We start from the raw sequence: 14,632 nt of genomic DNA on the forward strand, positions 1-14,632 counted from the left end.
ATAGTGGATTGATTCTTGAAGCTGGCTTAATGTGTTATTTGAGAAGTTTAATTTTAATTAAGGTGCTAAATTTTGTTGAAAGGGCGATATCTAAAACAAGCTCATCTTGTCGTTTTTTTATTTGTATCCCTTTGCGCTCTTATCGTTTTATTTAGCCTACTGCGTGAAGACAATAACCGTATTGCAGCAAACCAAGGGCAAGCAGGCCAGCAACTCAATGAATCTATCGTTAATGCCTTAAATGGTTATGAGTTAGAAGTGGCTGGGTTAGCTGCCTTATTTCATTCGAGTCAATTTGTCTCAGCCATTGAGTTTGATACTTTCAGCCAAACCTTGATCAATCATAAAAGAATTCCGGTCTATAACAGCTTCTATGCTGAGTCGGTATCAGCTGGACAAAAGCAAAACTTTATCGCCAGCCAAACCCAAAGGCCAAGTGGTGCATTTCGTATTTTACCTGAAGGTGAGCGCAAACTTTTTTTACCCATTACTTACGCCTTTCCTGATAAACGTTTTATTGGAGTTGATACCTTAGCGCAAGATGTTTTCTTTCTTTATAGCACGACTCAAGATTGGAACACGCGTCAGGCAAAATTAGTTAAACCTAGTGCAAGTAACCCTAATTTTATTGTTAAACCCAGTCAGTCTTCTGGCCTCTATGTGTTAAGTAAAAACGTTTATAAGGATGAAGCTGATAGGAGTAATAACAAAAGTAATTGGATGGGCGTAGTTGCTGTCTCATTTGATATGACATCAATGCTTCAGGCAATCAGCCTTAAATTTGATTATGACTTGTTGTTTCGTTTATCAGACATCACTGATTCAAAAGAGTCTAAAGACTACTTTTACCTTTCTCATTCTGCTGATATTCCTCAATGGTCAAAACGTGAATTTGATCAAACTCAAATTATATACGGCGGGAGAGTTTGGCTGCTTGAAAGTAGTTACCTAGACAATAGTTTTGCGCTATATGATTGGGGGTCGATTCTATTACCTGTTATCTCTTTACTCATTCTGGCTGTCTTTTTGAGTATTTATATTCGCAGCTTGAATATGTCCTTCCTGGATATGATGAAACGGGTAAATCATCAGTTAGAAATCGATGATTTAACAAACTTATATTCACGTTATTTTATTCATGAAAAGCTGGATAAAGCCATCTTGAAAAGTAAGCAAAAGCAAGGCGACTTGGCTGTGATCTTTATGGATTTAGATCATTTTAAAACCGTCAATGAAGCCTTTGGTCATGAGGTGGGTGATAAGTTACTTAATAAAGTCGCACAAAGGTTAACATCTGTTTGGCCTTCTGATGCTGTACTTGGCCGATTAGGTGGCGATGAGTTTTTAGCCTTCATAGAGCTAAACGGCAATATGAGTCATGACGATCTGAAGATTCTTTGTCATGAAGTAATTACTCAGGTTAGTCACAGCTACTTAATAGATAATCGTACCCTTACTATTGGTTGTAGTATCGGTGTTGCTCTTTATCCTAACTTTGGTGACGATGCCATGACTCTGGTAAAGAACGCTGATATGGCGATGTACAAGGCAAAAGCATTAGGGCGTTCTACTTATCATTTCTACGATGGTGATATTGGTGCTCGTTTAGCTCGTAATGTGAAGATTGAAACCCGACTTCGTCAAGCGATGCAAAATAGTCAGCTAAGATTGTACTTTCAACCTAAAGTGAATTTAGACACGCTTGAATGTGTCGGTTTAGAAGCATTGTTACGTTGGAATGATGAAGAGCTTGGCCCTGTTTCGCCAATGGAGTTTATTCCGATAGCTGAGCAATCAGGTATTATTCTGCCTTTGGGAGAGTGGGTAATAGAGCAGTCTTGTCGACAAATTGCAGCTTGGCAGGCGCAAGGACTAACAGTACCGCCAATTGCTATGAATTGTTCTGCAGCTCAGTTAAAACGAGATGACTTTTTCTCCATTTTATTGCAGAACTTGAATAGCTATGACATTTCTCCGGATCAAGTTGAGCTTGAAGTCACAGAATCCATGTTGATTGAGGATTCAGAGCGCTGTTCTAAGCTATTGCAGCAGGTTAGTCGCTTAGGCGTGAAAATTACCATAGATGACTTTGGCACTGGTTACTCAAGCTTGAGTTACTTAAAAGACTTGCCATTTAACTGCATCAAGATTGATCAGGTCTTTATCCGCGATATGATTGAAGATGTGAATCATGCTGCCATCACTGCCGCTATTATCAAAATGAGCCAAACTTTGAACCTACAAGTGGTTGCAGAGGGTATTACCAGCCATAAACAATTAGATAAATTGCGTGAACTTGGTTGTAATATCGGACAAGGTTTCTTATTTGGTGAAGCTTTTCACGCTGATCATTTAGCGATTAATGATGAGAAAATTAAACAGTCATTGTTAGCTGAAGATGGTTAAGTTTTAATTGAGTGTGAAATGAAAAAAGGTGCTGATTAGCACCTTTTTTGTTAGCGAATAGGAGAACTTTTTAACTCAGTAACAAGCTGCTGCCAGAAGGCGGTGAGATTCGGGTTCTGATTAAAACGTGATTTATATAATCTGATTTCTAGTGGGATATGCCACTGCTTTTCACCCGCTTGAACGACTTTGCCATACTCTAAGTTATCTGACATAAGACGCTCTGGTAACCAACCTAAACCAAAACCTTCCTTAACCATAGCTTTTACGCTGACTGAGTGTAAGTTTTCACTCAATGTTTGCAATTGAGCCACTTCTCTTTGGCGTTGTAAATGATGCTGGATAACCGGTTGTAAAAAGGTCGTTTCTGTATAACTGATTACAGGCAGTGGTTTACGTCTTGATCCCGGTAAAGAATATTTTGCCTGACCATCTTCATCTGTTGCGCTGTATGGTACAAGCGTTTCTTGAGCGATCACAAGATACTCATAGTTCTCATCATCTAAGCCGCGTACAAAGTTGATAGCTGGGTGCCAGAAGCAAAGCATCAGATCACACTGTTTCTCAACTAATGCATTAACGAAGTCTGCAGCAGCCCAAGAGCTAGACTTCATATTGACGTCCATATCTAGGTTGATGTTTTTACAAAAAGGCTCTAACCAATCTTTGTAAAAGCTTAAAAATAGGGTTTGAGTCGTAACAAAGCTTACCTGTGATTCTTCTTGCTTACGGATCTCTTGGCAACGTTCTTTTGCATCTCTCAATTGTCTTGTGATGAGTTCGGCACTTTGAAGAAATACATCCCCAGCTGGCGTTAAAGACAGAGGCAGAGTGTTTCTATCGATGAGGGTTACTTTCATCTCATCTTCAAGTAGCTTTATTCGTCGGCTAAATGTTGGTTGAGTCACATGTTGTTCGTCCGCAGCACGGGAGAAATGTCTCGTTCTTGCTAATGCAATAAAATCTTCAAGCCACCTTATTTCCATAATGTGGCCTCCAAAGATAGTGTGTCTTTATCATTATTATTTTCATTTAAAAGTGTTAAACAAAAGAGAGAAAATTTAGTCATTAAATTCGCCCCTCTTCCATGGCATGACAAGCAACAGAGCTTAAGTCATCATGCAGTACCATTTTGGGCTCTTCGTGTTTGCAGCGCTCATTTGCATGGGCACACCTTGCTTGAAACACACAACCTTGCGGTTTGTTAAAAGGTGTTGGAACTTCACCTACTAGACGAATAGGTTGGATAGAATTGTCATCAAGACGAGGTATCGCAGATAAAAGCGCTTGAGTATAAGGGTGTTTCGGGCTCTTAAATAAGGTTTTTGTATCTGCTAGCTCGCACACTTTACCTAAGTACATCACGGCGACACGATTTGAAAAGTGCTCCACTACGGTTAAGTCATGGGTAATGAAAAGGTAGGTAAGGCCTCTCTCTTCTTGTTTATCCATCATCAGGTTAAGTACCTGTGCTTGAACAGACACATCCAGTGCCGCTAGCGGTTCGTCAGCCACGATGAAATCAGGGTCAACAGATAAGGCACGCGCAATGCTAATACGCTGTCTTTGGCCACCAGAAAATTCGTGCGGATAGTAATCACTTAAATCAGGACTTAAATCGACAGACTCCATCAGCTTTGCCACTTTATAATCCACATCGTCTTGAGACAGTTGAGGGTTATGAAAAGACACTGGCTCAGACAGTGTTTGATAGATAGTCATTCTTGGGTTTAATGAGGCATATGGGTTTTGAAAGATCATCTGCATGCTACGTCTAAATAGCATACGCTGGCGCTCATTAAGGTTATCGATACGTTGATCTTGGTAGTGGATTTGGCCAGCACTTAAAGAGTTAAGCCCCAAAATAACACGTGCTAAGGTCGATTTGCCGCAACCTGTTTCGCCTACCACACATAAGGATTCACCCTTTTGAATAGTTAGGTTTACACCATTTAGTGCATGTACCTGTTCTTTCTTACGGCTAATTTTACCTTTGCTAAAACGAATTTCATTGAGCCAACTTTGCTCAATATCAAAGCGTTTCTCAACACCACTTAACTGTATTAACGGAGATTGTTTCATACGTCGTCGTACTCCGAAAATTCACTTAACATATCTTCCACCATATAGCAGGCAACGGTTGAAATGCCTGAATAGATATACCCAGGTTGCTCTATGCTGCACTTCTCAGTTGCATATTTACATCTAGGGTGAAAGGCACAACCGCTAGGTCGGTTCATAAGAGAAGGCATGCTACCTTTGATCTGATTAAGCCTTTGTCCTGGTAATGCCATTTGCGGTAGGGCACTTAGTAAGCCTTGGGTATAAGGGTGTTGTGGGTCATTGATGATTTCTAAAGTCGGGCCTTCCTCAACGATACGACCAGCGTACATAACCATGGTACGTTCAGCCACACGTGAGACAACGCCTAGGTCATGGGTTATCAATATCAGCGCCACATTACACACTTCACACATGTGCTTTAGCAGCTCAAGAATCTCTGCTTGAATCGTCACATCTAAAGCAGTAGTTGGCTCATCGGCAATGATGATGTCAGGGTTGAGTATCATAGCAATTGCGATAATAACCCTTTGCCTCATGCCGCCTGAAAGTTCGTGTGGGAACTGATCGAACCTAAGTTCAGGTGACGGAATTTGAACTTGTGCTAGGCGATCTATGGCTATCTTCTTCGCATCCTTTTTACTCATTGTCGTATGGCTGCGAATTGCTTCAATCATTTGAATGCCGACGCTGATGACAGGATTAAGTGTCATCATAGGATCTTGAAAAATCATGGCAATGCGTTTGCCACGCACATGTCGAAGTTGTCGATGAGACAAATGCGTTAACTCTTTTCCATCTAGCTTGATTGAGCCAGATTCAATAAAACCAGGTTTACTTATAAGGTTTACAATCGAAAAACCTAGAATAGATTTCCCTGCGCCAGACTCGCCCACAAGAGCGACCCTTTCACCTCTTTCTAAGGTAAAACTTACATCGTAAAGAGCTTGCATAACGCCTGACTTTAAACCAAAGCAGACATTTAAATTTCTTACGTCTAATAAGGTCATAGTTAGTCTTTATAAATCTTTGGATTTAAGTGATCTCTTAGCCAATCACCCAGTAGGTTCATGACCAAAATGAGAAGAATTAAAGTAGCGCTTGGAATAATGCAAATCCACCAAGCGCCAGAAAATACATAACTAAAGCCAATCGAAATTAATGAGCCTAAAGAGGGTTCAGACACAGGCATGCCTAATCCTAAAAAGGATAAGGCCGCTTCTGCAACAATGGCGTTGGCAATTTGAATGGTAAAAATCACTAAAAGAGGTGACATTGTATTGGGTAAAATATGCTTGAACATGATGCGCATAGGGCCAATGCCCATAATTCTTGCGGCATCTACATATTCTTTTTGTTTTTCAGCTAGTACTGAGGCACGTATAGTTCTTGCAAACAGGGGCCACTCAGCTAAACCAATGACAAGTATGAGCATTATCATGGCAAGTTGCTGGTAATAGTCACTGCCAAACAAGGTTTGGAAGATGGCCAGAAAAACAATCGCTATCATCATGGTTGAGAAAGACAATTGAATATCTGCACAACGCATAAAGAAGTTATCTAATTTTCCACCGGCATAACCTGCGGTGAGGCCAATACAAATACCAATGCTCGCCTGAATAATAACCGCTAATAAACCTATGCTTAAAGAGAGACGAGTGCCATAGAGAATGGTGGAAAGCAGATCTCTACCTTGGGCATCTGTGCCTAATAAAAAACGCTCATCACCACTTATCCAATAGGGTGCAATTTCTGAATTTTCAAGATCCATAAATTGAGGATCATAAGGGTCAAAAGGGGCAATGAGTGGCGCAGCTAGTGCAACCACACAATAAAAAATAAAGATGACTAAAGATAGAACTGCAAGCTTATCACTTAGAAAGCCATTCCAAATGTGCTTCCATCTTTGTTTACTAATGGGGAGTAGCGAAAGCTCTTTAACTGAATATTTCATAGGCCATGACTCGCCAGTTTTACAGTAGGGTTGATATAGCCGTAGATTAAATCAACTAAGGTATTTGAAATAACGAAAATGGCGCCCACTACAATGAGATAAGCTGATATGAGAGGGCTATCGACCCTGTTAACGGCATCAAGGAATAGGCTTCCCATGCCAGGCCATTGAAAAATGGTTTCCGTTAAAATGGTATAGGCGACTAAGGTACCTACTTGAATACCGCCAATCGTGATAATAGGCAGCATGGTGTTTTTAAAGGCGTGAACAAAGTAAATTCTGGCTGGTGATAGGCCTTTGGCCCAAGCATATTTTACATATTCTGAATGCAAGACTTCTAACATCTCTGAGCGAATAAGACGAACAAACATAGGAAGTAAGGCAATGGCTAAAGATAGGCTAGGTAAGATCAAATGACTAAGTCCATCTAAGGTGAGGAAACCTGTTTCCCAAATGCCAAAAACTAAGACAGTATCCCCACGGCCAAAGCTAGGAGTCCACTGCAGTTCAATAGAGAATGTATAGAGTAAAAAGATTCCGACAATAAAAATGGGAACTGATAAGCCGATGGTGCTAGAAAACATTAAAAATCTAGCGAGTATGTTTTTCGGCCGTATTGCAGCAAAAATACCACAAGGAATCGAAACCATAATAATGATGAGAATTGCAGAGAACGCTAGTTCAAAGGTCGCCGGTAGCTTCTTCAATATGACATCTAATGCGGGCTCTTTGTAAAAGTAGGAAGTCCCAAAGTCGCCTTTTAAAACATTTTTAGCATAGCGGGTATACTGCTCAAACTTGGTGTCATTAAAGCCTTGTTCTTGACGTATTTTTTCAATTTCAGCCGGCGAAACACTTTGTCCTACCATCTGTCGAACTGGGTCGCCAAGACTGTCTTGAATGACAAAGCTGATGATGCTGATAACTGTCATCACCACACAAGCTTGTAACAATCTTCGTAATAAAAATATTAACATCTAATAATCGTTCTTTTTGGAATCTTTGGTTTATTAATAGAAGAGGCTAACGACTTAGTCTATGACAAGGTCACCTAAATAAGGCCAATCTTGAGAATTAATCACATCTTTGATATTTACGTTTTGCTTAGCACCCCAGGCAAGGTGTTCCCATGCAATCGGAACAATAACAGCATCTTGCGCTATGGTTGATTCGATTTGCTGTAACAGACGAATACGCTTTTCAGGATTAAGTTCTCGATTGGCTGACTTAATACGATTATCTAAGTTAGGGTTACAATAACCATTAGCATTGTAAACGCCATAGCCTGTTTTAGCATTTGGACAAGCAATGATAAATTCAAAAATGTTATTCGAGTCAAGCGTATCAGACTGCCAGCCTAACATCATAATATCAGCAGATCTCTTATCAAACTCTTGGAAGTATTGGGCTTTGGGTAAGGTTTTTAGATCCACTTTTATTTTGATTTTTGACAACATAGCGGTTATCGCTTGAGCTATCTTTTCATCATGAATGTAGCGGTTATTAGGCGCCATCATACTGACTCTAAAACCTTCTTCGTAACCTGCTTCTCGCATTAATTGACGGGCTTTATCTAGCTCAAAACGTGGTTTGATAGAGTCTAGATGGCCTAAAAAATCATCCGCACTGAGTTGAGCCGCTGCTGTTCCAAAGCCTTTTAATATTTTATCGACTATGATTTCTTGGTTAACGGCAAGGTTAATTGCTTGGCGAACTTTGGTATTTTTAAGCTCTGCTCGACGGTTCTGATTAAGCTGTAAAAATAAAATGCGGGTACTTGGCAGCGTCACAAGTTGGATATTACGACTACGTTTTACCCTTGGCATATCCAAAGGCGAGATAGGGAAAATAAAATCGACATCGCCAGAAAGAAGAGCTGCAAGCCTTGTCGCATCAGATTTAATGGTAGAAAACTCAATACGATCAACATTACCTTTACTGTTTGTGTCCCAGTAATTGGCATTACGAACAAATTCGATACGTGTACCAGGCTCTCGACTGGTAATTATAAAAGGGCCTGTTCCTGATAAGTTACGAGAAGCGAAACTATTACCAAACTTAACGATATCGTCTCGGCCTTGGTAAAAGTCTTTATCCATAGGGAAAAGGTAAGCCATCAAGTTAAGCAATAATGGCGTTGGCTTATGGGTAATGATATCAATGCTATAGTCATTACGTTTTTCAATGTGTTTGATATTGTCAAATAAAGCGCGGAATTCTACCGAAGATTTAAGGCGCTTTACGGTATAGATAACATCGTCTGCATCAAACTCATTTCCAGAGTGGAAGTAAACGTCTTTTCTAAGTTCGAAACGAGTTGTTAGTTTATCAATACTTTTCCAGCTGGTGGCAAGGCGTGGTTCAAAAGTATGATCTTGGCGCCAGCGTAATAATGGGTCAAAAGCTAAGTGAGATAATTGCAATGTGCCTTGTGAAAGTTGTTCATGAGGGTCCAATGAAGACGGATCAGCGTCCGTTGCCATGTGAAGCGTTGCCGCAAAACTGGCTGAACAAATTAGTAAACTCAATAGAGTGATGAAGCGTGCCACAACCTTCATTTCTTATCCTTAAATTTTAAATGACCAAAGGCAGGGGATTAGCCTATCTAAGCAGAAGTCGCTAAGGCTTTTATTATTTTAAAGTGTGGAATAAATCACGAAATACATAATGTAACTGAATGTTATATCAAGGTTATTATTCTAATTTTATATTTGGTTGTAAAAATCCATTTAAACCAAGTCGCTAATTATAAGGTTTTGCCTGCCCCGACACCTTATATGTTAGATGAATAACAATATCGTTTTTCGAAAGACTTGCCAAGCTTTGAGCAGTTTCCTATGTAAAACAAGGTAATAAACCGTGACTTTAAGCTAAGAAGAGCGCATAAACTCTTATATATTGCTTTTTTTTGAGAATAACTCAGGTAGTTATTCTTTATTATATGTCGCATTAATCTCCCACTATTCTGCATTTGTTAGCGACAATTAGGTTATTTATGAATTATCTAGCGCATCTACATTTAGCAAAGCTATCCAAGACCTCCTATTCCGGCAGTTTAATGGCGGACTTTTGTCATGCGAGCCAAATATATTTACTTCCTAATGATATTCAGAGAGGCATTAAACTTCATCAGTTTGTTGATAAAACCTTAGATAGCCACCCTTTAAGTGTTGAGTTTAGAGCTGAGCAAACGATAGGAAGAAGACGCTTTGCAGGCATAGTTCAAGACTTATTAATGGATTATTGGTTAGTCAAAAAATGGGATGAATATAACGATATTTCTTTGGCTGAATTTTACGCTGAGTTTTTGCCTGATCTTCTGCAGCATCAACACCAAGTCAAACCCGCTTACCAAAGATTAGTTTTATCACTGAATGAAAATCGGTGGCTGCAAAACCTGGGAACATTGAAAGGCATTGAAAAGGCTTTAATGTCAATTATTCGGTCTTGGCGTTATGGTGAACATTTATTACCTTTTTATCAGGCTTTGCCTTATTTACTTGAAAGTAGTGAGATCTTATTTGATGCGGTTTATCCAGCGGTGCTAGCTGCAGTAGAAAAGGAAGCGTTAAATTCTGAAGGTATAAAAAAAGCTAATCAGTAACGCTGACTGATTAGCTAGAAAGACATACCTTTGACATTATGTCTGATCGAGAGAACGCTCAGACCAACAAAGCCTCTTGTTCAGGGATGCATCTGCTGATCTGAGTAAAGCGAGTATAAGCTTAGGTTAAATTACTGCTTTGATTTACATCATGGCTAATGGCTTTGAGATAGGCGCTGTTGGTTTTATGTCGCTTTAGACTGATTAGTGGTCGTATTTCTTGGTGAGTATCATCTAGGAAGACTGTGGTTAAGTTCTTTCTACTCAATCTGCTTTTTTCAGTTTCGTGGGTGAAACGTCAAGCAAGGCGCCACTTTAAAGTAATTTATGTACCTTTTGAGAAGAGACAGTAAAGAATGGCTCTGTTTCTGTAAGACACCGTGGGTCGTGGTCAAAACACTTAATCTATAGGTTATGACTTTAATCAAGAGAGTAATGGTTAAGTTGCTAATCTCGCTATAAAGCTCAGACATTTTAATTACCCGCTCAGATGGGAGGGTAATTAAAATGCTCCCTTGCTACATACTAAATGAAATGAGGCAAAGGGCCTATTGGCAAGTGTTAGCCGCTTACTTCGTACTGTGAGTGTGTTAGAATCCTGCGCCTTATATGTTTAGTAGATAAAAGGTGAGTTTAGTGAGCGTCCAGTGGTTCCCAGGGCACATGAATAAAGCCCGTCGTGAGATTGAAGATGTCATGACGCAGGTGGATATTGTTATCGAAGTGCTCGATGCGAGAATTCCAGATTCAAGCCAGAATCCTATGTTAAGCCAACTCAGAGGTGATGTGCCTGTATTGCGTCTTTTGAATAAAAAAGACCTAGCGGATCAAGATCGTATCACTAGCTGGTTAAATCATTGGCAAGAGCAAGATTCCATCACAGCTAAGCCTTTTTCAACCTTAGATAAACAAGATCTTGCAAATGTAAAGCACTGGGTAGCTAAGCTTGTACCTCATAGAGGAACCGCTGAAAAACCGATTCGTGCCATGATTGCTGGTATTCCTAATGTAGGTAAATCCAGTTTGATGAATGCCTTATTGGGCCGTCGTGTTGCTAAAGTAGGTGACGAGCCTGCAGTCACTAAATCTCAGCAAAAATTAAAAGTTACCCCAGGTTTTGTTCTATTAGATACCCCAGGTATTTTATGGCCGAAAATTGAAAACCCAAAGGCAAGCTATCGTTTAGCTGTCACAGGGGCTGTTCGTGATACGGCTATTGATTATCATGATGTCGCATTAGTAGGTGTTGAATTCTTTGTTGAACATTATCCAGACTATGTCACTAGCCGTTACAAGTTTAAAACTGAACTGGGCACAGCAGATGAAGTGCTCAGTACCATAGGATCTAAACGCGGAGCATTAAGAGCGGGTGGCGTAATTGATATGCACAAAGCCGCTGAAGTTTTCCTGAATGATGTTCGAAGTGGTGCAATTGGCACTTATGTGATGGAAACACCTGAGATGATCATTGAAGAAGAGCGTCAGGTTGAGATAGTAAAAGCGGAAAAAGAAGCAAAGCGCCAAGCTAGGTTAGCTGCTGCAGTTCCTCAGAGGCAACAAAGCCAGAACCGCACAGAAAGAACGCAAGATATTCCTCAGGATAGTTTGAAAAAATAATCCTGCTAAGCGAATGGCAAAACTGTAATAAAATTGAATAGAGTAAGCGTAAAGCAAGGTGTAAGAGGTTAGGTTATGGACTATGAAATAGCATTCGATGATACAGAGCAAACCTACCGTATAGCGACTGAATATGAGTTTTCAGCGATAGCAGATTGGGTAAGTGAAGAACTAAAAGAAAGAGAAGATATCCAGAAGATATTGCAAAGTATCCATTTGATTGATGCGGATACTGAAACACAGGTTACTCAACAAGGTGTTTATATTGTCAGCATCGGCGCAGAAGGTGTGAGTGTAAATCGTCAAGTAGACATGAGTGATGTTGGCGAAGAAATTAGCGCAATGTTTGATACTCAGAGTGATTTTTATCAAGCTTCAGATGACGGCATTAAATCAGAATGTGGGTTAGAGGATATGGTCGGTTTGTTAGAAGACTGGCATAACTTGCTCTATTAAACATTTTTGTCATACAAATTGTATGTAATTAATATTGTTCATAATCCTAGCTAAGTTTACACTTAGGCTAAGTGGTTAAGCTTAAAATCTTAACCACATCTTTCTATTTTACGTTTTAGGGATTCAACATGCTTATCGAACTAGAAAAGGCACAAACTCGAAATAACCTAGTACGGATTTTTCGAGAAGAACTTGATGGTCCGGATAACTGGAGTGATGGATTCATAATTGATGCCAACGAAGATATGGTGCTACTGCAATTAGTAGACGATAGTATTCGTTTAAATGGCTATCAAATTTTATTTTTAGAAGATATAAGCGATTTTGTGCATCCGGCTCCTTTTAATGATTTTCAGAAAAAGGTGCTAGAGCTTCGTGAAGAAGAAACACAAAACCCTGAAATTGAGCTAGGAGACCTTAGCCAGGTATTACTTGATATCAGCGAAGACTTTGGTCTAGTGACTTTACACCGTGAAGAGCTTGAAAGTGATAGCTGTGAAATTGGTCGAGTTATTAAAGCAGATGAAGTGAGTTTTGAGTTAGAAGAAATTGGCTCAGATGCGCGCTGGTTCGATGAAACATATGAATACGATCTATATGATATCACCCGTATCGAATTTGGTGGTGCTTACGAAGAAGCACTGCTTTTGGTGAATGATGATCTTGGTGAAGATTCATATGAATTGAATACAAGCCTAGAAGAAAGCGAATTATAAATTAGTTCTATCTTTTACCTAGACACAAAAAAAGCCCTTACGGGCTTTTTTTGTGTCTAGGTTTTTCTTCGAGATTATCTTTTTTAGTATGTTTACTAAATGGTTTTCTAGAACACTTTAGTATGGTGATTTAGCATCTGGATCTTTTTGGGTTTTAAAGCGCCTATGAGTCCAATAATACTGCTCTTTTTTAGGCGCAATAACGGCTTCCATTTGTTGGTTCATGATGCGAGCATTGTCAACATCATCGCCTGTTGGCAAGCTGTCTACTCTGGTTACTTTCATTTTATAGCCAGTTTGTGTTCTCCCATAATCGTATAAAAGAACCGGCGCTTTTGTCATGCTACAAATGCGGCCAATATGAGCGATGGTGGCACTTTCTCTATTAAAGAACGGGGCAAACACCGAGTGTTTACGGCCGTAATCCTGATCGACTGCATACCAAATGATTTTATTGGCTTTTAGGGATCTAAGCACTTCACGCATATTGCTACGTTCTATCGTTTTTTCAAAAATACGCGATCTTTGCCTTTCCATAATAAAATTAAAAACAGCATTGTTTTGTTGCTTGTAGATAGGGTGTACGACGGCATAGCGAGACATCAAATTTCCGCAAATATCCAGCGAAGAGAAATGACCGCTAATAAAAACACAACCTTTACCTTCAGCTAAGGCTGCATTTAATTCTTCTTGCCCCTCAAACTCAGCTTCAACTTTTAACTGGTCTGTTTTATGAAACCAACTACTGAAGGTTTCTAGAAAGCCAAAACCCATGCTTTGAAAGTGTCTTTTGCTTAAGACCCGTTTTTCTTCATTGGACATTTCAGGGTAGCAGATAGTTAAATTTGTCATGCAGATGTGTCGGCGTCGCTGCGCCACTAAAAATAAAAAACTACCTAGTAGGTAGCCTAGTTTTTTCTGAGCGCCAAAAGGTAGGTGACCAAGTAACCAAGCAAAGCCCATGAAAATCCATGTGGGCCAGTGTTTAGGTGCGAGTAATTGAGTAAATGGAACTGACTTTTTTGTGTTCTTTTTAGCCATGATAGCCTTCTAATAATAATTGCCAGTGTGTTGGTTCGAAAAGAAACTTAGCATGTTTTCCTGCTTCCTTTTCAAACGAGCGTTTTAGCCTTTGCAAATTTGCTTCTTGCCATTGTGAGTTGATACTTCGTTGTTGGCATTTATCAAAATCGATAAGCCATACTTTGCCGTTAGTATCTAACATAATATTGTGACAATTTAGATCGGTATGATCTACGCCTTTATCATGAAAGCGTTTAATCGTTTTACCGATAAGCTGCCAGTTGATGGCTTCTGCTTGCTTTTTATTCATCAGACAAGAGAAAATCTCGTCTGCGTTCGGTATCAATCTAGTAATGATTTCTGCCTGATAGTGTAGTCCAGAGCGAAGGCAACGGCCTGCAATGGGTTCTGGAACGGGCAAACCTGAGGTAAGCATAAACTCTAAAAGTGCTAATTCTCTATAAGGTCGAGATTTTTTAAAACCTTCAAAGAAAAATTTAAATTGGGTTAACTTGGCAATTAAGCCACCACGACGATAGCGTCTTAAGACAAAATTACCCTCAGCCGTATTTAGAAACCAAACCGTGCCTCTGCCTGCCGCTGTGCCTTTAACCGCATCTTGGGATTGCCAATAATCCACTGAAAACCAGTCATCATTGACGGCTAAATCAGGGTTACTGATAAATAAACGATCAGACCCCTGTTTTGTTTGCTCAATTGGCATCTTTTCTACTCTGTTTCGATGAAGTGACACTTTTGTCGACAGCTATTCTATAATAAGCCACTTTTTAACGC

General features: G+C 39.7%; 13 protein-coding genes. 5 read left to right on the plus strand and 8 right to left on the minus strand.

The annotated features are described in order from the left end of the window. Positions 1-72: 72 nt before the first annotated feature. Entirely contained in the window at positions 73-2,406 is a 2,334-nt protein-coding gene (locus Q0A08_RS23130; RefSeq protein ID WP_438463874.1) for an EAL domain-containing protein, read from the plus strand. Positions 2,407-2,456: 50 nt separating this feature from the next. On the opposite strand, the gene Q0A08_RS23135 is transcribed toward Q0A08_RS23130, so the two are convergent. From Q0A08_RS23135 to Q0A08_RS23160, 6 genes are all read right to left on the minus strand, one after another. Next, complete coding sequence (locus Q0A08_RS23135) at positions 2,457-3,392, minus strand: LysR family transcriptional regulator (RefSeq protein WP_438463876.1); 936 nt, start codon at positions 3,390-3,392, stop codon at positions 2,457-2,459. Between the two features lie 82 nt (positions 3,393-3,474). After that, complete coding sequence (locus Q0A08_RS23140) at positions 3,475-4,488, minus strand: ABC transporter ATP-binding protein (protein WP_438463878.1); 1,014 nt, start codon at positions 4,486-4,488, stop codon at positions 3,475-3,477. Then, entirely contained in the window at positions 4,485-5,477 is a 993-nt protein-coding gene (locus Q0A08_RS23145; RefSeq protein WP_438463879.1) for an ABC transporter ATP-binding protein, read from the minus strand. The genes Q0A08_RS23140 and Q0A08_RS23145 overlap by 4 nt, the downstream gene beginning before the upstream one ends. Positions 5,478-5,479: 2 nt before the next feature. Further along, positions 5,480-6,421, minus strand: a complete 942-nt coding sequence (locus Q0A08_RS23150) for an ABC transporter permease (protein WP_438463881.1) — start codon at positions 6,419-6,421, stop codon at positions 5,480-5,482. Continuing rightward, positions 6,418-7,398 (minus strand): ABC transporter permease, encoded by a 981-nt coding sequence (locus tag Q0A08_RS23155; protein WP_438463882.1) that lies wholly within the window; start codon positions 7,396-7,398, stop codon positions 6,418-6,420. The genes Q0A08_RS23150 and Q0A08_RS23155 overlap by 4 nt, the downstream gene beginning before the upstream one ends. 54 nt (positions 7,399-7,452) lie before the next feature. After that, complete coding sequence (locus tag Q0A08_RS23160) at positions 7,453-8,979, minus strand: ABC transporter substrate-binding protein (RefSeq protein ID WP_438463883.1); 1,527 nt, start codon at positions 8,977-8,979, stop codon at positions 7,453-7,455. Between the two features lie 437 nt (positions 8,980-9,416). Here Q0A08_RS23160 and Q0A08_RS23165 point away from each other — a divergent pair, with 437 nt between their 5' ends. The 4 genes from Q0A08_RS23165 (at position 9,417) to Q0A08_RS23180 (ending at position 12,814) form a co-directional block, all read left to right on the plus strand. Next, entirely contained in the window at positions 9,417-10,025 is a 609-nt protein-coding gene (locus tag Q0A08_RS23165) for an ACP phosphodiesterase (RefSeq protein WP_438463884.1), read from the plus strand. 636 nt (positions 10,026-10,661) lie between these two features. Continuing rightward, positions 10,662-11,642: a ribosome biogenesis GTPase YlqF gene (gene ylqF / locus Q0A08_RS23170; RefSeq protein ID WP_438463885.1), complete on the plus strand. Its 981-nt coding sequence runs from the start codon at positions 10,662-10,664 to the stop codon at positions 11,640-11,642. A 75-nt stretch (positions 11,643-11,717) separates the two neighbouring features. After that, positions 11,718-12,098, plus strand: a complete 381-nt coding sequence (locus Q0A08_RS23175; protein ID WP_438463886.1) for a YacL family protein — start codon at positions 11,718-11,720, stop codon at positions 12,096-12,098. A gap of 128 nt (positions 12,099-12,226) precedes the next feature. Then, positions 12,227-12,814 carry a hypothetical protein gene (locus tag Q0A08_RS23180; RefSeq protein ID WP_438463887.1) on the plus strand — a complete coding sequence of 196 codons (588 nt, stop codon included), beginning with the start codon at positions 12,227-12,229 and terminating at the stop codon, positions 12,812-12,814. 117 nt (positions 12,815-12,931) lie between these two features. Here Q0A08_RS23180 and Q0A08_RS23185 read toward each other — a convergent pair whose 3' ends face one another. Beyond that, the gene (locus Q0A08_RS23185; RefSeq protein WP_438463888.1) at positions 12,932-13,855 is read right to left on the minus strand and encodes a lysophospholipid acyltransferase family protein; all 924 of its coding nucleotides are present in this window, start codon (positions 13,853-13,855) and stop codon (positions 12,932-12,934) included. Then, entirely contained in the window at positions 13,848-14,561 is a 714-nt protein-coding gene (locus Q0A08_RS23190) for a 3-deoxy-D-manno-octulosonic acid kinase (RefSeq protein ID WP_438463889.1), read from the minus strand. Before Q0A08_RS23190 ends, Q0A08_RS23185 begins: the two co-directional genes overlap by 8 nt. Positions 14,562-14,632 lie beyond the last annotated feature (71 nt).

Source organism: Marinomonas sp. PE14-40, assembly GCF_051623805.1.
Taxonomy (GTDB): domain Bacteria; phylum Pseudomonadota; class Gammaproteobacteria; order Pseudomonadales; family Marinomonadaceae; genus Marinomonas.

Bases quoted from the DNA above. Each gene is read 5' to 3' on its own strand.
- Q0A08_RS23135 (WP_438463876.1), bottom strand. From the start codon at position 3,392: ATGGAAATAAGGTGGCTTGAAGATTTTATTGCATTAGCAAGAACGAGA.
- Q0A08_RS23140 (WP_438463878.1), bottom strand. From the start codon at position 4,488: ATGAAACAATCTCCGTTAATACAGTTAAGTGGTGTTGAGAAACGCTTT.
- Q0A08_RS23145 (WP_438463879.1), bottom strand. From the start codon at position 5,477: ATGACCTTATTAGACGTAAGAAATTTAAATGTCTGCTTTGGTTTAAAG.
- Q0A08_RS23150 (WP_438463881.1), bottom strand. From the start codon at position 6,421: ATGAAATATTCAGTTAAAGAGCTTTCGCTACTCCCCATTAGTAAACAA.
- Q0A08_RS23155 (WP_438463882.1), bottom strand. From the start codon at position 7,398: ATGTTAATATTTTTATTACGAAGATTGTTACAAGCTTGTGTGGTGATG.
- Q0A08_RS23160 (WP_438463883.1), bottom strand. From the start codon at position 8,979: ATGAAGGTTGTGGCACGCTTCATCACTCTATTGAGTTTACTAATTTGT.
- Q0A08_RS23165 (WP_438463884.1), top strand. From the start codon at position 9,417: ATGAATTATCTAGCGCATCTACATTTAGCAAAGCTATCCAAGACCTCC.
- Q0A08_RS23175 (WP_438463886.1), top strand. From the start codon at position 11,718: ATGGACTATGAAATAGCATTCGATGATACAGAGCAAACCTACCGTATA.
- Q0A08_RS23180 (WP_438463887.1), top strand. From the start codon at position 12,227: ATGCTTATCGAACTAGAAAAGGCACAAACTCGAAATAACCTAGTACGG.
- Q0A08_RS23185 (WP_438463888.1), bottom strand. From the start codon at position 13,855: ATGGCTAAAAAGAACACAAAAAAGTCAGTTCCATTTACTCAATTACTC.
- Q0A08_RS23190 (WP_438463889.1), bottom strand. From the start codon at position 14,561: ATGCCAATTGAGCAAACAAAACAGGGGTCTGATCGTTTATTTATCAGT.